At 69.8% G+C, this 17,516-nt stretch carries 18 protein-coding genes; 10 read left to right on the forward strand and 8 right to left on the reverse strand.

Annotation, left to right across the window (positions count from 1 at the left end; all coding sequences use genetic code 11):
• Positions 1-83: 83 nt before the first annotated feature.
• Positions 84-833: a glycosyltransferase family 2 protein gene (locus BR39_RS0106105; protein WP_029908758.1), complete on the reverse strand. Its 750-nt coding sequence runs from the start codon at positions 831-833 to the stop codon at positions 84-86.
• A 55-nt stretch (positions 834-888) separates the two neighbouring features.
• On the opposite strand from BR39_RS0106105, the gene BR39_RS0106110 reads away from it, so the two are divergent.
• The 3 genes from BR39_RS0106110 (at position 889) to BR39_RS0106120 (ending at position 4,445) form a co-directional block, all read left to right on the forward strand.
• Positions 889-2,601, forward strand: a complete 1,713-nt coding sequence (locus tag BR39_RS0106110) for a glycosyltransferase family 39 protein (RefSeq protein ID WP_035018253.1) — start codon at positions 889-891, stop codon at positions 2,599-2,601.
• On the forward strand, positions 2,598-3,497 hold the full coding sequence (locus BR39_RS0106115; RefSeq protein WP_029908762.1) for a hydroxymethylglutaryl-CoA lyase: 900 nt from the start codon (positions 2,598-2,600) through the stop codon (positions 3,495-3,497). The genes BR39_RS0106110 and BR39_RS0106115 overlap by 4 nt, the downstream gene beginning before the upstream one ends.
• A gap of 108 nt (positions 3,498-3,605) precedes the next feature.
• On the forward strand, positions 3,606-4,445 hold the full coding sequence (locus BR39_RS0106120) for a hypothetical protein (protein ID WP_029908764.1): 840 nt from the start codon (positions 3,606-3,608) through the stop codon (positions 4,443-4,445).
• A gap of 13 nt (positions 4,446-4,458) precedes the next feature.
• Here BR39_RS0106120 and BR39_RS0106125 read toward each other — a convergent pair whose 3' ends face one another.
• The 7 genes from BR39_RS0106125 to cysS form a co-directional block, all read right to left on the reverse strand.
• A complete protein-coding gene (locus tag BR39_RS0106125) occupies positions 4,459-5,385 on the reverse strand; it encodes a glycosyltransferase family 2 protein (RefSeq protein WP_029908766.1) in 927 nt (308 codons plus the stop codon).
• The gene (gene thrS, locus BR39_RS0106130) at positions 5,385-7,361 is read right to left on the reverse strand and encodes a threonine--tRNA ligase (protein WP_029908768.1); all 1,977 of its coding nucleotides are present in this window, start codon (positions 7,359-7,361) and stop codon (positions 5,385-5,387) included. Before thrS ends, BR39_RS0106125 begins: the two co-directional genes overlap by 1 nt.
• On the reverse strand, positions 7,358-7,612 hold the full coding sequence (gene yidD / locus BR39_RS26080; RefSeq protein ID WP_081916561.1) for a membrane protein insertion efficiency factor YidD: 255 nt from the start codon (positions 7,610-7,612) through the stop codon (positions 7,358-7,360). The genes thrS and yidD overlap by 4 nt, the downstream gene beginning before the upstream one ends.
• A gap of 54 nt (positions 7,613-7,666) precedes the next feature.
• On the reverse strand, positions 7,667-8,128 hold the full coding sequence (locus tag BR39_RS0106135) for an iron-sulfur cluster assembly scaffold protein (RefSeq protein WP_029908770.1): 462 nt from the start codon (positions 8,126-8,128) through the stop codon (positions 7,667-7,669).
• A 5-nt stretch (positions 8,129-8,133) separates the two neighbouring features.
• A complete protein-coding gene (locus BR39_RS0106140; RefSeq protein ID WP_029908771.1) occupies positions 8,134-8,598 on the reverse strand; it encodes an SRPBCC domain-containing protein in 465 nt (154 codons plus the stop codon).
• Between the two features lie 19 nt (positions 8,599-8,617).
• Positions 8,618-9,130, reverse strand: coding sequence for a DinB family protein (locus tag BR39_RS0106145; RefSeq protein ID WP_029908773.1), 513 nt, complete (start codon positions 9,128-9,130; stop codon positions 8,618-8,620).
• Between the two features lie 241 nt (positions 9,131-9,371).
• Positions 9,372-10,760, reverse strand: coding sequence for a cysteine--tRNA ligase (gene cysS / locus BR39_RS0106150; protein ID WP_029908775.1), 1,389 nt, complete (start codon positions 10,758-10,760; stop codon positions 9,372-9,374).
• 181 nt (positions 10,761-10,941) lie between these two features.
• On the opposite strand from cysS, the gene folE reads away from it, so the two are divergent.
• The 7 genes from folE to BR39_RS0106185 all read left to right on the forward strand — a co-directional run bounded on the left by folE (position 10,942) and on the right by BR39_RS0106185 (position 17,504).
• Complete coding sequence (gene folE, locus BR39_RS0106155) at positions 10,942-11,583, forward strand: GTP cyclohydrolase I FolE (protein ID WP_029908777.1); 642 nt, start codon at positions 10,942-10,944, stop codon at positions 11,581-11,583.
• A gap of 113 nt (positions 11,584-11,696) precedes the next feature.
• Complete coding sequence (locus BR39_RS0106160) at positions 11,697-13,529, forward strand: M14 family metallopeptidase (protein ID WP_029908779.1); 1,833 nt, start codon at positions 11,697-11,699, stop codon at positions 13,527-13,529.
• A 2-nt stretch (positions 13,530-13,531) separates the two neighbouring features.
• The gene (locus BR39_RS0106165; RefSeq protein WP_029908781.1) at positions 13,532-14,128 is read left to right on the forward strand and encodes a hypothetical protein; all 597 of its coding nucleotides are present in this window, start codon (positions 13,532-13,534) and stop codon (positions 14,126-14,128) included.
• Positions 14,129-14,230: 102 nt separating this feature from the next.
• The gene (locus BR39_RS0106170; protein WP_029908783.1) at positions 14,231-14,632 is read left to right on the forward strand and encodes an MAPEG family protein; all 402 of its coding nucleotides are present in this window, start codon (positions 14,231-14,233) and stop codon (positions 14,630-14,632) included.
• Between the two features lie 89 nt (positions 14,633-14,721).
• Positions 14,722-15,318: a hypothetical protein gene (locus BR39_RS0106175; protein WP_029908785.1), complete on the forward strand. Its 597-nt coding sequence runs from the start codon at positions 14,722-14,724 to the stop codon at positions 15,316-15,318.
• A gap of 69 nt (positions 15,319-15,387) precedes the next feature.
• The gene (locus BR39_RS0106180) at positions 15,388-16,719 is read left to right on the forward strand and encodes a TldD/PmbA family protein (RefSeq protein ID WP_029908786.1); all 1,332 of its coding nucleotides are present in this window, start codon (positions 15,388-15,390) and stop codon (positions 16,717-16,719) included.
• Positions 16,716-17,504, forward strand: a complete 789-nt coding sequence (locus BR39_RS0106185) for a 3'(2'),5'-bisphosphate nucleotidase CysQ (RefSeq protein WP_029908788.1) — start codon at positions 16,716-16,718, stop codon at positions 17,502-17,504. Before BR39_RS0106180 ends, BR39_RS0106185 begins: the two co-directional genes overlap by 4 nt.
• The last annotated feature ends 12 nt before the right edge of the window (positions 17,505-17,516 follow it).

Raw genomic sequence — 17,516 nt, forward strand, 5'->3', positions numbered from 1 at the left:
CCGGGGACATGCCCTCGCGGCGTGTCCCCATCAGCATCCGCCGAGCCAGGACTTGGGGACACGCCCAAGGGCATGTCCCCGGCTCAGGCCTCGTCCACGCCTTGCGGGTTGCGGGCCCGGGTCTGCAGCCACATCACGCCCAGCAGGTCGGACACCGAGGCCTTGAGCCGGCCGAAGTTGGTGTATTTCGACACCCCGCTCTCGCGGTGCCGGTGGTTCACCGGCTGGAACGCCACCTCATAGCCCTCGCGCAGCATCAGGGCCGGGATGTAGCGGTGGATGTGATCGAAGTAAGGCAGGCGCAGGAAGGCCTCGCGGCGGAAGGCCTTCAGCCCGCAGCCGGTGTCGTTGGCGGTGTCCTTCAGCAGGCGCTTGCGCACCCCGTTGCCGAACTTGGAGGCGAAGCGCTTGGCGTTGCTGTCCTGGCGCTTGACCCGCTCGCCGCCCACCAGGGCCAGCTCCGGCGGGCCGGCCTTCAGGGCCTTGGCCAGGCGCGGCGCGTCGGCCGGGTCGTTCTGGCCGTCGCCGTCCAGGGTGACGACGATCGGGGCGCGGGCGGCCAGCACGCCGCTACGCACGGCGCGGCTCTGGCCCGAATTCTTGCGGTGGGACAGCACCCGCAGCTGCGGGATCTCGGCCTTCAGCGCCACCAGCAGGGCCTTGGTGTCGTCGCGGCTGGCGTCGTCGATGAAGATGATCTCGTGGTTCTCGCCGGCGAAGGCGGCGGCGATTTCGCGCGCCAGGGCGGGCGCGGCGCCCCCTTCGTCGAAGACCGGCACGACGACGGAATAGTCAGGAGCTTCCGAGGAGATGGGGGAGGCTTGAGCGTTCATCGGCCTCTAATACCCGAAAAATAGCCAGAAAGAAGGATCGTGCTATTCCAGTATGATGACGCTTGAATCTCGCCTGGATGACTGGAGCCGCGGTTGGCGCGGCCCGCTGTTCGCCGCCCTGGTGGCGCTGATCGCCGGACTGCCCGGCCTGTTCGCCATGCCGCCGCTGGACCGCGACGAATCGCGCTTCGCCCAGGCCACCGCCCAGATGCTGGAAACCGACGACATGGTCGTCATCAAGTTCCAGGACCAGCCGCGCTTCAAGAAGCCGGTCGGCATCCACTGGCTGCAGGCGGCCAGCGTCACCGCCTTCTCGGCGGCCGAGGACCGGGGGATCTGGGCCTATCGCATCCCGTCGCTGCTGGGCGCCATGCTGGCGGCGGCGGCCTGCGCCTGGGGCGCGGCGGCGCTGCTGAGCCCCAAGACCGGGCTGCTGGCCGGCGGCATACTGGGCGCGACCATCCTGCTGTCGACCGAGGCCTTCATCGCCAAGACCGACGCGGCCCTGTGCGGCTTCACCACTCTGGCCATGGCCGCCCTGGCGCGGATCTACGCGGCGCACCTCGCCGGCGAAAAGGTCCCGCGCTGGACCAAGCTGGCCTTCTGGATCGGCCTGGCCATGGGCGTGCTGATCAAGGGTCCGGTCGGGCTGATGGTGGTGGCGCTCAGCGTGGTCGCCCTGTGGATCTGGGACCGCAAGGCCCCGTGGATCAAGGACCTGGGCTGGGGCTGGGGCGTCACCGTGCTGGCGGCCATCGTCCTGCCCTGGGCGATGGCGATCACCGTGGCCACCGACGGCGCCTTCTGGTCCTCGGCCGTCGGCGGCGACCTGGCCCCCAAGCTGGCCGGCGGCCAGGAAAGCCACGGCGCCCCGTTCGGCAGCTACGCCCTGGCGGCGTTCCTGCTGGTGTTCCCGGCCACCCTGCTGCTGCCCGCCGGCCTGGTCCAGGGCTGGACCGGGCGCAAGGAGGCGGGCGTGCGCTTCGCCCTGTGCTGGCTGATCCCGACCTGGCTGGTGTTCGAGCTCCTGCCGACCAAGCTGGTCCACTACACCCTGCCGGCCTTCCCGGCCCTGGCCATGCTGATGGCCGCGTCCCTGCGCGCGCCGCTGGGCCGGATCGCGCGGGGGATCGGCGCGGTGCTGTCGGCCCTGGCCGGCGTGCTGTTCGCGGGCCTGATCGGCTATCTCTACAAGGAACACGGCGACCCCGGCGACCTGCCGGTCGCGATCCTGACCGCCCTGCTGTTCCTGGCCGCCGGGGTGGTTGGCGCGGTGCTGGTGATGCGCAAGACCGCCGCCACCGCCCTGGTCGCGGCGGGCGTGCTGGGCGTGCTGGCCCACGGCGCCCTGGTGGGCCTGTTCGTGCCGCGCCTGGAGCCGCTGCTGCTGTCGCCCCGCCTGGAGACGGCGCTGGAGACGGCCGATCTGGCCCCGCGCGGCGGCGCGCCCGGACCGGTGGCCGTCACCGGCTACGCCGAGCCCAGCATGATCTTCCTCCTGGGCACCACCACCCAGCTGACCGATCCGGCGGGCGCGGCCAAGGCCGTGGCCCAGGGCCGCCCGGCCGTGGTCGAGGGCCGCCAGGAGAAGGCCTTCCAGGCCGCCCTGACCGCCCTGGGCCAGACCGCTCGGCCGGCCGGCGTCGTCGAGGGCTTCGACTATTCCGACGGCGACAAGGAGCGCCTGACGCTCTATCGCGGCGCGCCGATCCGCCCTGATGACGAGGCCGGCGACGAGGACGCGCCCGAGCAGGAGACCCGCCCATGAGCCGCTTCATCCAGATCGTCGAGGTCGGCCCGCGCGACGGGTTGCAGAACGAGAAGCTGTCCCTGACCGTGGCCGAGAAGCTGGACATGATCCGGCGGCTCGAGGCGGCCGGCGCCCGGCGCATCGAGACCGTCTCGTTCGTCAATCCCAACCGCGTGCCGCAGATGGCGGGGGCCGAAGAGATCCAGGCGGCCCTGACGCCGGATCTGGACCACTCCCGCATCGGCCTGGTGCTGAACATGCGCGGCTGGGAGCGCTGCGTGTCGGCGGGCTGCGACGAGGCCAATGTCGTGGTCTGCGCCACCGACGGCTTCGGCCTGGCCAACCAGGGCGCGACGGCCAGGCAGCAGCTGGACGCGCTGGGCGCGATCTGCGAGCGCCGGGCGCTGGAGGGCGGCCCGCCGATCACCGCCACGATCTCTGTGGCCTTCGGCTGCCCGTTCGACGGCGAGGTCTCTGAAGACCAGGTCGTGACCCTCGCCCGGGCCGCGGCCCTGTTCGGCGTGGCCGAGATCGCCATCGCCGACACCATCGGGGTCGCCGATCCCTGGACCGTCCGCCGGCGGGTGGAGGCGGTGCGCGAGGCCGCGCCCGACACCCGCCTGCGCCTGCACTTCCACGACACCCGCAACACCGGCCTGGCCAACGCCTATGCCGGGGTCGAGGCCGGGATCGACGTGCTGGACGCCTCGGTCGGCGGCCTGGGCGGCTGCCCGTTCGCCCCGAACGCCACCGGTAACATCGGCACAGAGGACCTGGTCTACATGCTGGAGCGCGGCGGCTACGAGACCGGCTACGACCTGGACGCCCTGATCCAGATCGGCCGCGACGTCAGCGAGCGCCTGGGCAAGGCCCCCGCCTCGTCCCTGGGAAAGGCCGGCAAGTTCCCCGCCTGACGTCGCTACTTGTAGTGACAGGGCGAAGTTGACTCATCTCCTGGGTGATCTTCTAGTCCGCCGCGCCGCGACCGCCAGGAAAGGGGGCGCGATGAACGGGGGACCGCCATGACCACCACCATCACCTTCCACGACGACTTCCCCGCCGGCTGCCCGTCGGCGGCGGGCCCCTACCGCAACGGGGGCCTGGTGTTCACCAATTCGGTGGGCAACGCCTGGTGCAGCCCGTTCGTCAACGACTTCGTCGGCACCTACGGCTCGCCCAGCCAGCTGTTCGTCAGCCGCGACGACGGCGGGACCTTCGACTTCGCCTCGCTGCAGGTGTGCAACCCCAACACGGCGATCCCGCCGCAGGTCACGACCTTCGTCGGGACCCGCGCCGACGGCTCCACGGTCAGCGCCCAGTTCAGCACGCCGAACGGCGACACCACGCCCCAGACCTTCGCGCCGACGGGCTTCGACGACCTGACCAGCCTGGTGGTCAGCCTGGGCTTCGTGGCCTTCGACAATTTCGTCTTCGAGGGCGTGTCGGCCAAGACGGTGCTGTTCGACCAGGACTTCCCGCCCGGCTGCCCGTCGGCCTCGACCGCCTACGCCTCCCAGGGCCTGACCTTCACCAACTCGGCCGACAACACCTGGTGCAGCGGCTTCGTCAACGGCTTCGTCGGCAGCTACCAGGCGCCCTGCACGGTGAGCGTCGCGCCGGCCGCGGGCCAGACGTTCGATTTCCTGTCGCTGCAGGTCTGCAACCCCAATCCGGCCATCACCGCCCAGCCGGTCACCTTCACCGGGACGCGTCCGGACGGCTCGACGGTCAGCGCCACGTTCTCGACGCCGTCGAACAACACCGCGCCCCAGACCTTCGCGCCCGAAGGCTTCGGCGGCCTGGCCTCGCTGACGATCGCCCTGGGCTTCGTGGCCTTCGACAACTTCGTGTTCGCCGACTAGCGGCGGCGCGGGCCTAGATCGGCCGCCCGGTGATCTTCCAGAGCAGCGGGCGGGTGATGCTCATCAGCAGGATGGCCGGGGCCAGCAGGACGGCGATCACGTAGCGCTGGACCGTGTCGGCCCGCTTGATGAAGTAGCGCGACAGGCCCACGCCCTTGTGGAACTCGACCTTCACCGGGTGCTCCAGGCTGGTGTGGCCCAGGTGGACCACCTGGGCCGCCGGCTGGAACAGCACCTCGCCGCCGGCCTGGCGCGCGCGCCAGCACAGGTCGATGTCCTCGACGTGCAGGAAGTAGCCCTCGTCGAAGCCGCCCAGCGCTTCGAAGTCCTGGCGGCGCAGGGCGAAGCAGGCGCCGGAGATGGTCGGCATCGGGACCGGCCCGTCGGGCGTGGGCTCGTGCTCGCGGTGGATCTCGAATTTCTGCAGGCCCGGGAACCGCGAGGTCAGGTGGCCGAAGCTGAGCAGGGTGGTGACCGGTGTCACCTCGCCCCGCCGGCCGCCGCGCTGTTCGGTGCCGTCGGTGTTCATCACCCGCGCCCCGACCACGGTCGGGACCGGCCGGTCCTCGAAGGCCGCGACCAGCGCCTCGACGCAGCCGTCCTGCAGGTTGGCGTCCGGATTGAGGAAGACGATGTATTCGCCCCGCGCGATCTCGGCGCCCATGTTGGCGCCGCGCGCGAAGCCGACATTGCCGTGGCCCTGACGCAGCACGACGCGCGGCTCGGCCATGCCCAGCTTGCGCAGCCGCTCGGCCTCGTTCTCGGGCGAGCCGTTGTCGATGATGACGAACTCGTCGACCTGGGGCTCGTCCAGGACGTGCCGGATGCTGTCGACCAGCGCTTCTCCCGTCTTGTAGACGACCATAACGACCGAGATGCGCGGCCGGATCGGCCGCGCACCCGTAACGAAGGTCGAAGGAGAGGGAAGAATGCTGTTCATCAGGCCTGCGCCAACTCCGCGGGCGCCGCCGCCGTGCGAGCCCGGGCGAGGTCGGGCGGCGTCGCTTCCTCGGTCAACGCGCGGACGGCGTCTTCCAGCGACAGCACCCTCTGCCCTTCGCCGCCGAGGCGACGCAGGGCGACTTCTCCGTTCTCGGCTTCCTTACGCCCGACCACTGCGATCACCGGTACTTTCGCGAGGCTGTGTTCGCGAATCTTGTAGTTGATCTTCTCGTTCCTGAGGTCGACCTCTGCGCGAATGCCGGCCGAAGTCAACCGATCGGCCACGCGCTGGGCGTAGTCGTCGGCGTCCGACGTGATCGTGGCCACCACGACCTGGGTCGGCGCCAGCCACAGCGGCAGGGCGCCGGCGTAGTTCTCCAGCAGGATGCCGATGAAGCGCTCGAACGATCCCAGGATCGCGCGGTGCAGCATCACGGGCCGATGCTTGGCGCCGTCCTCGCCGATGTACTCGGCGCCCAGCCGCTCGGGCAGGACGTAGTCCAGCTGCAGCGTGCCGCAGGTCCATTCCCGACCGATGGCGTCCTGGACGATGAAGTCCAGCTTCGGCGCGTAGAAGGCGCCGTCGCCCTCGGCGATCACCGGCTCGACGCCGGCCAGGCGGGCGGCCTCGGCCAGCATGCCCTCGGCCTTGTCCCAGAACTCGTCAGAACCGGCGCGCAGCTCCGGACGCGTGGCCAGGGCGATGTACTTGGTCGTCATGCCCAGGTCGCCGTGGATCATCCGCGTCAGGCGGATGAAGCGCTCGGTCTCCTCGACGATCTGGTCCTCGCGGCAGAAGATGTGGGCGTCGTCCTGGGTGAAGGCGCGCACCCGCATCAGGCCGTGCAGGGCGCCCGACGGCTCGTAGCGGTGGCAGGCGCCGAACTCGGCCATGCGCATCGGCAGCTCGCGGTACGACCGCTGGCCGACGTTCCAGATCTGCACGTGGCCCGGGCAGTTCATCGGCTTCAGCGACAGGACCTCGCCCTCGACCGTCTCGCAGACGAACATGTTGGCGCGGTACTTGTCCCAGTGGCCGGACTTCTCCCAGAAGTTCTTGTCCAGCACCTGGGGCGTCTTGACCTCGATATAGCCGGCGCGATCCAGCTGGCGGCGCATGTAGGCCTCCAGCGTCTGCCACAGCTTCCAGCCCTTGGGGTGCCAGAAGACCATGCCGCGGCCTTCTTCCTGCATGTGGAACAGGCCCAGCGACTTGCCCAGCTTGCGGTGGTCGCGCTTCTCGGCCTCCTCGATGCGCGTCAGATAGGCTTCCAGGTCGGCTTCGCTGGCCCAGCTGGTGCCGTAGATGCGCTGCAGCTGGGCGTTGTTCTGGTCGCCGCGCCAGTAGGCGCCGGCCAGCTTGGTCAGCTTGAAGGCCTTGCCCACGTGCTTGGTCGACGGCAGGTGGGGGCCGCGGCAGAGGTCCTTCCAGTTCCCCTGGCGATAGACCGTGATCGTGTCCGTGGCCGGCAGGTCGCGGATGATCTGGGCCTTGTAGGCCTCGCCGATGTCGTCGAAGTGCTTGATGGCCTCGTTGCGGTCCCAGACCTCGCGCGTGATCTTCTCGTCGCGGTCGACGATCTCCTTCATGCGCTTCTCGATCACGGCCAGGTCGTCCAGGCTGAACGGCTCGTCGCGGGCGAAGTCGTAGTAGAAGCCGTCCTCGACGTTGGGGCCGATGGTCACCTGGGTGCCGGGGAACAGCTCCTGCACGGCCTCGGCCAGCACGTGGGCCGTGTCGTGGCGGATCGTGTCGAGCGCCTCGGGGGCCTCGCGGGTGATGATCTCGAACTTCTTGTCGCCGGCCAGCAGGTCGGGCGTGATCGGGCGGTCCAGGTCCAGCAGCTGGCCGTCGATCTTGATCAGCAGGGCCTTCTTCTCGAGCGATTTCGAGATCGAGGCGGCCACGTCGCGGCCGGTCGAACCGTCAGCGTACTGGCGGGCCGAGCCGTCGGGGAAAATCAGGTCGATCATTCTTCACAGTTCCACTTGCGCGGCGCGCGGGGCGGGGGCGGAGGGTCGTACCCGTGTCCGCCTAACGGATTGCAGCGGCAAATCCGTCCCACCGCGAGCCAGGACCCCTTCAGGGGCCCATGATCCTTGAGCGCCTGGGCCGCGTATTCCGAGCAGGTCGGCAGATACCGGCATTGGCGCCCGATGAAGGGCGACAGCGTCGTCTTGTAGGCCTTCAGGCCCAGATCGACGGTGCGTTCGTAGAGTGTCATGCCGGCGCTTTCGCGGACGGAGTCGGGACCTTATCGACTAGCGAAAAGACCCGATCAAGCGGCGCCGACGCGGCTAGTTCGGGTTTGGGCCCCGCCTGTGGCCTCGCGGACAGCTTCGACCGCGGCCTCGAACGCCAAAAGCGTCGAGGCGTGACGGGCGGGATAGTCCTTGACCGGCTCCAGCACGGCGAGCTCCGAAAATCGACCCGTGGGAGCGGGACCGTTCGACTTGAGCATAGCGCGCAAGGCGTCGCGGGCCAACTCGATCTCGGAAAGATCGGCCCCGATCACCTGGGCGCCGAGGATCGCCGCCGAGGCCTGGCCCAGGGCGCAGGCCGTCACGTCCTGGGCGAAGTCGGCGACCTTGCCGTCCGCCACCGTCACGTCGACGACGATCCGGCTGCCGCACAGCTTGGCCGTCTTCTCGGCGCTGGCGTCCGGCGCGGCCAGGCGTCCGGCCCGGGGCATGTTGGCCACCAGCCCCAGGATGCGGGCCGAATAGAGGTCGTCGATCATGCCGCTTATGTGGGGCTGCTCTGGCGTTCCGACCAGAGGGCCTCGGCCCGCGCCTTGACCGCCTCGCCCATGCGGGTGAAGGCCGCCTTCAGGCGACGCCGCTCGTCGCGGGGGACGAAGCGGACCAGCGGGCCCATGAACAGCTCGCCGTTCGAGAAGGTCGAGCCGACGTCGCTCATCTTCTCGATCTCGAGATAGCGGATCGCCGTGACGAAGCCCTTCAGCCGCTTGGTGCGCCAATGCAGCTGCTCGTAGGGCACCCAGTCCTGGACCACCGCCTCGACCGCCACGGGCGCGCCGTTCTCGACGACGACCAGGTCGAACCGCAGGGGCGTGCCGATGCGCATCTCGCCCTCCATGCGCGGATGGACGGGGTTCCAGTCCTTCCACGAGGCGAAGTCGGAGACCACCTCCCAGACGATCTCGGCGGGGGCCTGCACCCCGGTTCGGAATTCTACGGCGCGTTGCATGGGTGTCCGTCTAGCACTGTCAATCGATGAAGCCCAAGCCGCTGGCCTTCTGGAAGACCGGCAGGTCGAGGGAGGGCGGGTCCTGTCCGGCCTGGCTGAGCAGGCCGTGGACCTGGCCGCGGTGGTGGGTCTGGTGGTTGAAGATGTGGGCCAGGGCGGCCCACAGCGGCTGGGTCACGGTCGCGCCGTCGGCCTTGCGGGTCCAGCGGAAGACGCCGGCCAGCGCCTCGTCGGTCAGGCCGGCGACGTGGTCCGACAGGGCCGCGTCCTCGTGGGTCCGCGCCGCGCGCAGGGCGGCCAGGTCGTGGAAGACCACCGCGTCCAGGGCGTCCGGCGGCAGGGGCTCGCCCCGCAGCCGCGCCAGCCACATGCGGTCGGTGACGATCAGGTGGTTCAGCGCGCCGTGGATCGAGCCGAAGAACGCCCCGCGATCGGCCAGGTAGTCGGCCTCGTCCAGCAGGGCGCAGGCCGCGTGGATGCGGTGGTTGGCCCAGGCGTTGTAGCCGGCGAACATCTGGAAGTAGGCGCGCATTCACAAACCCCGCTCATCCGGGCGAACAGATTATGCCTGTAATCTGATCGCGAACCAAGCCGCCATCGTTCAGGTCGTGGTCGAGGCGGCTGGAATTTCAGTTGTCATCCCGGAAGCCTCGCGGAGGCCGTCCGGGACCCAGGGGACTGGGCTCATGCGGTGCGGTTCACCTGGGTCCCGGACAAGCGCTGCGCGCTTTCCGGGATGACAACGGATGAGATGGGCCGCAACCGCGGAAAGCCTAGTCCTTCATGCGCCAGGTCGCCCCGGCCGGACCGTCCATGACCACCACGCCCAGGCCGTCCAGCTCGGCGCGGATGGCGTCGGCGGCGGGCCAGTCCTTGGCGGCGCGGGCCTCGAACCGGCGCTTGAGCAGGTCCTCGACCTTGGCCTTCAGGTCGTCGTCGGCGTCGCCCTCGAACCAGGCGTCCGGATCGGCCTGCAGGAAGCCCAGCAGGCCGGCGGTGGCCAGCAGCCGGCCCTTGTTGGCCGCGATCGCCGCCTCGTCGCCGGCCGTCACCGCGCGCTCGATGGCGCTGGACAGCTCGAAGAAGCCCGACACCGCCAGCGGGGTGTTCAGGTCGTCCGACAGGGCGGCCAGCACGTCGTCCGAGGGCTCGGACTCGCCGGCTTCGACCGTCTTGGCGCGGCGCAGAGCGCCGTACAGGCGGTCCAGCGCCTTCTTGCTCTGCTCGACCAGCTCCGGCGTCCAGTCCAGCGGCTGGCGGTAGTGGCCCGACAGCAGCGCCCAGCGGATCACCTCGCCCGGGGTGGTCTTCAGGAGCTCGTGCGGGATGATCACATTGCCCAGGCTCTTGGACATCTTCTCCCCGGACATATCCAGGAAGCCGTTGTGCAGCCAGTAGTTGGCCAGGACCGGCGCGCCGTGGGCGCAGCGGCTCTGGGCCAGCTCGTTCTCGTGGTGCGGGAAGGTCAGGTCGATGCCGCCGCCGTGGATGTCGATCGTCTGGCCCAGCTGCTTGTCGATCATGGCCGAGCACTCGATGTGCCAGCCCGGACGGCCCGCGCCCCAGGGGCTGTCCCACTCGGGCTCGTTCTCCTTGGACGGCTTCCACAGCACGAAGTCGGCGGGGTGGCGCTTGTAGGGCGCGACCTCGACGCGGGCGCCGGCGATCATGTCGTCCAGGTCGCGGCCCGACAGCGCGCCGTAGTCGGCGAACGACTGGGTGTCGAACAGCACGTGGCCCTCGGCGGCGTAGGCCTTGCCGTTATCGACCAGCCTGCCGATCATCTCGACGATCGGGCCCATGTGCTCGGTGGCCTTGGGCTCCAGGCTCGGGCGCAGGGCCAGCAGGGCGTCGGCGTCCTCGTGATAGGCGGCCAGGTAGCGGTCGGTGATGACCTTGATCGCCACGCCCTCGTCGAAGGCCTTCTTGTTGATCTTGTCGTCCACGTCCGTGACGTTGCGGGCATAGACCACCGCGTCGGCGCCGTAGACGTGGCGCAGCAGGCGGAACAGCACGTCGAACACCACCACCGGCCGGAAGTTGCCGATGTGGGCGTGGTTGTAGACCGTCGGCCCGCAGACATACATCGTCACCCGGCTGGGATCAGCGGGAACGAAGTCGCGCTTTTCGCGCGCCATGGTGTCGTGAAGCTTGATGGTCATGGGAAGGGAGCGGCCTGACGTCGCGGGAGTGTTGCGGGGATACGGATCGGCCCCATATAACGAGAGCACGCGCGCACGACCATTCTTAGTTGGTCCTAATGCGCGCGACGGGTGGCACGCGTAATTCCAGGACGAAAGGCGTCCTGGCGCAACTCAGCCCGTGGAAAGACCCTTCCCGCACATGGACGCACTGACCCGCGAGCGAACCCTGATCGGTCTCGATACTGACACCGGTCTTGATCTTGAACCCGCCCAGCGCCCCACCCGAGACGAGGCCATGGCCGCCGTCCGGACCCTGCTGGCCTGGGCCGGCGACAACCCCGACCGCGAAGGCCTGCTCGACACGCCCCAGCGCGTGGTCGACGCCTACGGCGAGTGGTTCGCCGGCTATCACGGCGATCCGGCCACGGAGCTGTCGCGCACCTTCGAGGACGTGCAGGGCTATGACGACATGGTCATGCTGCGCGGCATCGACGTGCAGAGCCACTGCGAGCACCACATGGCGCCGTTCCTGGGCAAGGCCTGGGTGGCCTACATGCCGACCGGCAAGGTCGTGGGCCTTTCGAAGCTGGCGCGCCTGGTCGAGATCTTCGCCAAGCGTCTCCAGACCCAGGAGACCATGACCATGCAGATCGCCGACGCCATCGAGGACCACCTCAGCGCCGCCGGCGTGGCCGTGCTGATCGACGCCGAGCACCAGTGCATGTCGACGCGCGGCGTGCACCACCACGACGTCTCGACGATCACCACCCAGTTCCGCGGCGCGTTCAAGACCGACAAGGTCCTGCAGCAGCGCTTCATGGACCTGGTGACGCGGAAATAGTACGCCGCTCCGGCCGGGGACATGCGCTCGCGCGTGTCCCCATCAAGCCCAGACCGCGTTTGGGGACACGCCGCAAGGGCATGTCCCCGGCTGGGAGCCGGAGAGCGCTTACGATGTTGAAGACAGGGCTGGCGGCTCTGGCCGTCGCGATGATGGCGGGCACGACCATGGCGGAAACCCCGAAGGCTCCCTGGGACTCGGATATCCTTCCCCCGACGCTCGCCTGGCATGGCGCCAGCGAGAAGCTGGTCGCCAAGCCCTCCGATCCCTGGATCACGCCGTCCGAGCTGACCGGCCTGACGGCTTCGCCCAACTATGAAGAGACCCGCGCCTGGCTCGAGAAGCTGGCCGCCGCCTCGCCCCTGATCCGCATGGAGGTCTTCGGCAAGTCGCCCGAGGGCCGCGACCTGCTGGTGCTGTACGTCTCCAAGGACGGCGACAAGTTCGATCCCAAGAAGCCCGTGCTGCTGGTCCAGGCCGGCATCCATCCGGGCGAGATCGACGGCAAGGACGCCGGCATGATGCTGCTGCGGGACATGGCGTTCCACGGCAAGGACGCGCTGCTGGACAAGGTGAACCTGGTCTTCGTGCCGATCTTCAGCGTCGACGGCCACGAGCGCGCCTCGCCCTACAGCCGCCCCAACCAGCGCGGCCCGGTGATCCAGGGCTGGCGGCACACGGCCCAGAACCTCAACCTGAACCGCGACTACGGCAAGCTGGACGCGCCGGAGATGCGGGCGATGATCGGCCTGATCAACAAGGTCCAGCCCGACCTCTACATGGACATCCACGTCACCGACGGCGAGGACTACCAGTACGACGTCACCTATGGCTGGGCCGGCTATCTGGGCGACTTCGCGCGCTCGAAGGCCACCAGCGCCTGGCTGGACAACACCTACCTGCCGGCCACTCAGGCCGGGCTGAAGGCGGCGGGGCACGTGCCCGGCCAGCTGGTCTTCGCCCTGGACGACCGCGACCCGAAGAAGGGCCTGGGCTCCTCGCCGGCCTCGCTGCGCTATTCCAACGGCTATGGCGACGCGGTGGGCATGGCCACGGTGCTGGTCGAGAACCACTCCCTCAAGCCCTATCGCCAGCGGGTGCTGGGCGCCTATGTACTGCTGGAAGAGAGCCTGAAGGTCCTGGCCAGGGACGGCGCGGCCCTGCGCGCCGCCGAGACGGCCGACCGCGCCCAGCGCCCGACCGTGGTCGAGGCCAATTTCGGGACCGGCTTCGGCAAGGGCGGCGGCGACAAGCCGCTGCGCACCGTGTCGTTCCTGGGCGTGCAGTACGAGACCTACGACTCCCCCGCCACGGGCGGCAAGGAGGTGCGCTGGCTGGGCAAGCCCGATCCCAAGCCCTGGTCCCTGCCGCTGTTCGCCGCCGAGCCGTCGCTTCAGCTGACCCCGCCCAAGGCCTATTGGATCTCCTCGGCCAAGCCCGACGTGATCGAGCGCCTGCGCGTCCACGGCGTCCAGATGGAGACCCTGGCGGCGCCGAAGACGGTGTCGGTCGACATGATCCGCTTCACGTCGCCCAAGATCGCCCCCCGCGCCAGCGAAGGCCATGTCGAGATCGACGCCGGCCCGGTCACCCACGAGACCCGCTCGGTCACCTGGCCCGCCGGCTCGGTCCGCGTCAGCACCGACCAGCCGCTGGGCGAACTGGTCACCCTGCTGCTGGAGCCGGAAAGCGACGAGAGCTTCTTCGCCTGGGGCATGTTCCCCGAGGTGCTGCAGCGGGTGGAATATATCGAGGGCTACGCCCTGGCCCCGCTGGCCGAGAAGATGCTGGCCGCCGATCCCAAGCTGAAGGCCGAGTTCGAGGCCAAGCTGGCCGCCGACCCCAAGTTCGCCGCCGATCCCGACGCGCGCCTGGGCTGGTTCTATGCGCGCACGCCCTATTACGACGACCACTACAAGCTCTACCCGATCGGGCGGGAGCTTTAGGCGTGGGTCGCCGGTTCACGCGCCTGGCCATCGTCGCGGCGGCCTTGGCGTCGATGGGCTGCAACTCCGCGCGCGCAGCCGGCCCGAAGGGCTTCCCTCTGGAGTATAGCGGCGAGACCCGGTTCTCCTGGCGCTATCCGAAAGCCGAGGGCGACGCCCTTACGGTGAACGAGGACGTTCGCCGGCGGGGCGGAGTCGACTGGGAACAGTTGTCGCTCGTCTGCCAGCCCGACGGCGCGCTGAGGGTCGAGGTGCGGCGCATGTTGCTGTCGTCGGACGTGCCGCTGATGATCGATGCGGCCGACTACACCCGATTGGCCGTGTCGTCGGGGACGTTCCGCCTCGAGACGACCCTGACGCCGCGCGGCAACGGTTTCGAACGCTGGTCGCATGGCGTCTTCCCGGGCGGAGCCCGGTCCGTGTCGCAGCTCCTGTCCGGACCGCCGCTGGTCTTCACCGGCGTGAACCGCAAGCCGCGCGCGGCGCGCACGGCGCGCGACGAGGATCTTGTCGAGACCTTCCCCGCCCCCAATTGGAACCGGACCGCGGCCTTCCGCGCGGGCTGCGCCAAGGTCTCCTCCGCCCGGGACGCCCGGTAGCGTCCCTTCAACCCAGTCGCCTCCCCGACGAGCCATCTTGCCAGCTTGGCCGAACGCTGAGCCTTATTCGGCGACATTCGATCCCGTTTCACGAGTACCCCGATGGACACCATCGCTTCCGGACACGCCGCCGCCCTCTGGGTGGGGCTGCACGTCCTGCTCCTGCTGACCCTGTCGCTGCTGGTCGTGCGCCTGCGGCAGAAGCACAAGGTCGCCCTGGGCGACGAGGGCATCCCCGAGCTGGCCCGCGCCATCCGCGCGTTCGGCAACGCCAGCGAATACATCCCCGTCGGCCTGGCCGCGATCATCGTCCTGGCCCTGGTCGGCGCCCCGCCGCTGGCGATCCACGTGGTCGGCCTGGTGCTGTTCGCCGGCCGCCTGATCCACGCCGTGGGCCTGTCCAACAGCGGCGGCGCCTCGATCCCGCGCGCCCTGGGCATGATCTGCACCTGGGTGGCCTACATCTTCGGCGCGGTGGCCCTGCTGTTCTACGCGATTGGCTAGGCGGTTTTCGCGCGAAGTGGACCTCTACCCGCGCTGAGAAAGCGCGCAGGGATGTCTCGAGCCCACACCCTGGACGTCGAGGATCCCAGATGCGCGCCTTCCGCCCCTTCCGCGCGAGCCCGTTGCTGCTGGGCCTGGCGCTTGTCCTGATCCCCGCCGCCGGGTTCGCCCAGATCGCGCCCCCCGCCGTGGCCGCGCCGGCGCCGCGCCCCGACGGCCAGCACGATTTCGACTTCGAGTTCGGCGACTGGACCACCCATATCCGGCGCCTGGAGCATCCCCTGACCGGTTCGACCAGTTGGGTCGAGTACGACGGCAGCTCGATCGTCCGGAAGGTCTGGGGCGGCCAGGCCAATCTCGGCGAGATCGACGTCAGCGGCCCGGCCGGCCGCATCCAGGGCCTGAGCCTGCGGCTCTACGATCCGGCGACCCGCCAGTGGTCCATCCGCTTCGCCAACGGCCGGGACGGCGACCTGGGCGCGCCGATGATCGGCGGCTTCCGGAACGGCCGCGGCGAGTTCTACGACCAGGAGACCCTGGGCGGCCGGTCGATCTTCGTCCGCTTCATCTTCTCCGGCGTGACCGACAGGACCTTCGCCCTGGAGCAGGCGTTCTCGGCCGACGGCGGCAAGACGTGGGAAGCGAACTGGATCGCGACGTTCGAAAGGGTCCGGTCGGCGGCCTGATCCTGGGTCGCGGGCGGCGTCGGTCAAACCCGCCTTGCCCCGGCCCTCCCCCCTCGTCCATAAGACCGCATGGACGAAAACCTGTTGCATGACGTGCTCGCCGCCGCGCGGACCGCCGGCGCCGACGCCGCCGAGGCCGTGTTCGCGCAGCGCCAATCCCTTTCCGTCAGCGTCCGCCTGGGCGAGCTGGAGGAGGTCGAGCGCGAGGAGTCCCGCGACATCGGCCTGCGCGTCTTCGTCGGCCGGCAGAGCGCGACGGTGTCGGGCTCGGACATCTCGGCCGAGGGCCGCGCCAAGCTGATCGACCGGGCCGTGGCCATGGCCCGCCTGGCGCCGGAAGACCCCTACGCCGCCCTGGCGCCCGCCGACCGCCTGGCCCGCGCGCCTTTCCGCGACCTGGACCTCTTCGACCCGACCGAGCCCTCGGCCGAGACCCTGGAGGCCCAGGCCCGCGAGGCCGAGGCCGCCGCCCGCGCCGTCGAAGGCGTGACCAATTCCGACGGCGGCTCGTCGTCGTGGAGCGCCTCGACCTGGCGGCTGGTCACCAGCGAGGGCTTCTCCGGCCCGCACCAGGCCAGCGGCTTCGGCGTCTCGGCCTCGGCCATCGCCGGCGAGGGCGCGGGCATGGAGCGCGGCGGCGAGGGCCGTTCCACCCGCCACGCCGCCGACCTGCCCAGCCCGACCAGCATCGGCGCCAAGGCCGGCGAGCTGGCGGTCGCCAAGCTGAACCCGCGCAAGCTGGACTCGACCACCGCCCCGGTGATCTTCGAGAACCGCCTGGCCATGTCGCTGCTCAGCCCGCTGATCGGCGCGATCTCGGGCCCGTCGATCGCCCGCGGCACGTCGTTCCTGAAGGACAAGCTGGGCCAGCAGATCTTCGCCAAGGGCGTGAACCTGCTGGACGACCCGTTCCGCCTGCGCGGCCTGGGCTCGGCCCCGTTCGACGACGAGGGCGTGGCCTGCGAGGCCCGCGCCCTGATCGACGACGGCGTGCTAACCACCTGGCTGCTGAACATCAGCTCGGCCAAGCAGCTGGGCCTGGAAAGCACCGGCCACGCCTCGCGCGGCCTGGCCGGCCCCTCGGGCGTCTCGACCCATAACCTGACGCTGCAGCCGGGCGACAAGGACCTGGCCGGGCTGATGGCCGACGCCGGGACCGGCCTGCTGGTGACCTCGATGTTCGGCCCCTCGCTGAACGGCAACACCGGCGACTGGTCGGTGGGCTGCTCGGGCTTCTGGTTCGAGAACGGCGTCTCGACCGGCCCCGTCACCGAGATCACCGTGGCCGGCAATCTGATCGACATCTACGCCCGCCTGGTCCCCGGCTCGGACCTGGAGCTCCGCGGGGCCAGCAACAGCCCGTCCCTGCTGGTGGACGCCCTGGCGATCGCCGGAAAATGACCACGGACCTGGACCTGATCCTCGCCGCCGCGCGCGACGCCGGAGCCCTGGCGCTCTCGGCCCGCGCGCAGGGCCTGAAGGTCTGGTCCAAGGACGGCGGCTCGCCGGTCACCGACGCCGACTTGGCGGTGGACGCCCTGCTGAAGAAGACCCTGGGCGAGGCCCGGCCCGACTACGGCTGGCTGTCGGAGGAGACGGTCGACGCTCCCGCTCGACTTGCGACGCCGCGCCAGTTCGTGGTCGACCCGATCGACGGCACCCAGGCCTTCATGAAGGACAAGCCCTGGTTCGCCGTGTCGATCGCCGTGGTCGAGGCCGGCCGCCCGGTCGCCGGCGTGGTCCACGCCCCGGCGCTGGACGAGACCTATGTCGCCACCCTGGGCGGCGGGGCCTTCCTGAACGGCGCGGCGATCAGCCCCAGCGACACCGACGACCTCGAGGACGCCGCCATGCTGGGCGACGCCAAGATGTTCGTGCATCCGGCCTGGCGCGAGCCGTGGCCGCCGATGCGGGTCGAAAGCCGCAACTCGATCGCCTATCGCCTGTGCCTGGTGGCCGCCGGAGCCTTCGACGCCGCCGTCGCCCTGTCGCCCAAGAACGAGTGGGACCTGGCCGCCGCCGACCTGATCTGCGCCGAGGCCGGCGCCCTGCTGACCGACCACAAGGGCCGCGCCTTCACCTACAATCGGGCAAATCCGCTGCTTCCGAGCGTCGTTTGCGCCAATCGCGCGCTTCACCCGTTGATCCTGTCGCGCGTCGGGCATATCGACCTGCCGCAACGATAACTTCCGCGCAGG

Origin of the sequence: Caulobacter sp. UNC358MFTsu5.1 (genome assembly GCF_000712075.1) — a bacterium.
In the GTDB taxonomy this organism is placed as follows: domain Bacteria; phylum Pseudomonadota; class Alphaproteobacteria; order Caulobacterales; family Caulobacteraceae; genus Caulobacter.

Coding starts and splice junctions, on each gene's coding strand:
- BR39_RS0106115 (WP_029908762.1), top strand. CDS start 2,598: ATGAGCCGCTTCATCCAGATCGTCGAGGTCGGCCCGCGCGACGGGTTG.
- BR39_RS0106110 (WP_035018253.1), top strand. CDS start 889: ATGACGCTTGAATCTCGCCTGGATGACTGGAGCCGCGGTTGGCGCGGC.
- thrS (WP_029908768.1), bottom strand. CDS start 7,361: ATGATCGACCTGATTTTCCCCGACGGCTCGGCCCGCCAGTACGCTGAC.
- BR39_RS0106105 (WP_029908758.1), bottom strand. CDS start 833: ATGAACGCTCAAGCCTCCCCCATCTCCTCGGAAGCTCCTGACTATTCC.
- BR39_RS0106120 (WP_029908764.1), top strand. CDS start 3,606: ATGACCACCACCATCACCTTCCACGACGACTTCCCCGCCGGCTGCCCG.
- BR39_RS0106145 (WP_029908773.1), bottom strand. CDS start 9,130: ATGCGCGCCTACTTCCAGATGTTCGCCGGCTACAACGCCTGGGCCAAC.
- BR39_RS0106175 (WP_029908785.1), top strand. CDS start 14,722: ATGCGCGCCTTCCGCCCCTTCCGCGCGAGCCCGTTGCTGCTGGGCCTG.
- BR39_RS0106140 (WP_029908771.1), bottom strand. CDS start 8,598: ATGCAACGCGCCGTAGAATTCCGAACCGGGGTGCAGGCCCCCGCCGAG.
- BR39_RS0106125 (WP_029908766.1), bottom strand. CDS start 5,385: ATGAACAGCATTCTTCCCTCTCCTTCGACCTTCGTTACGGGTGCGCGG.
- BR39_RS0106170 (WP_029908783.1), top strand. CDS start 14,231: ATGGACACCATCGCTTCCGGACACGCCGCCGCCCTCTGGGTGGGGCTG.
- BR39_RS0106185 (WP_029908788.1), top strand. CDS start 16,716: ATGACCACGGACCTGGACCTGATCCTCGCCGCCGCGCGCGACGCCGGA.
- folE (WP_029908777.1), top strand. CDS start 10,942: ATGGACGCACTGACCCGCGAGCGAACCCTGATCGGTCTCGATACTGAC.
- BR39_RS0106160 (WP_029908779.1), top strand. CDS start 11,697: ATGTTGAAGACAGGGCTGGCGGCTCTGGCCGTCGCGATGATGGCGGGC.
- cysS (WP_029908775.1), bottom strand. CDS start 10,760: ATGACCATCAAGCTTCACGACACCATGGCGCGCGAAAAGCGCGACTTC.
- BR39_RS0106135 (WP_029908770.1), bottom strand. CDS start 8,128: ATGATCGACGACCTCTATTCGGCCCGCATCCTGGGGCTGGTGGCCAAC.
- BR39_RS0106180 (WP_029908786.1), top strand. CDS start 15,388: ATGGACGAAAACCTGTTGCATGACGTGCTCGCCGCCGCGCGGACCGCC.
- yidD (WP_081916561.1), bottom strand. CDS start 7,612: ATGACACTCTACGAACGCACCGTCGATCTGGGCCTGAAGGCCTACAAG.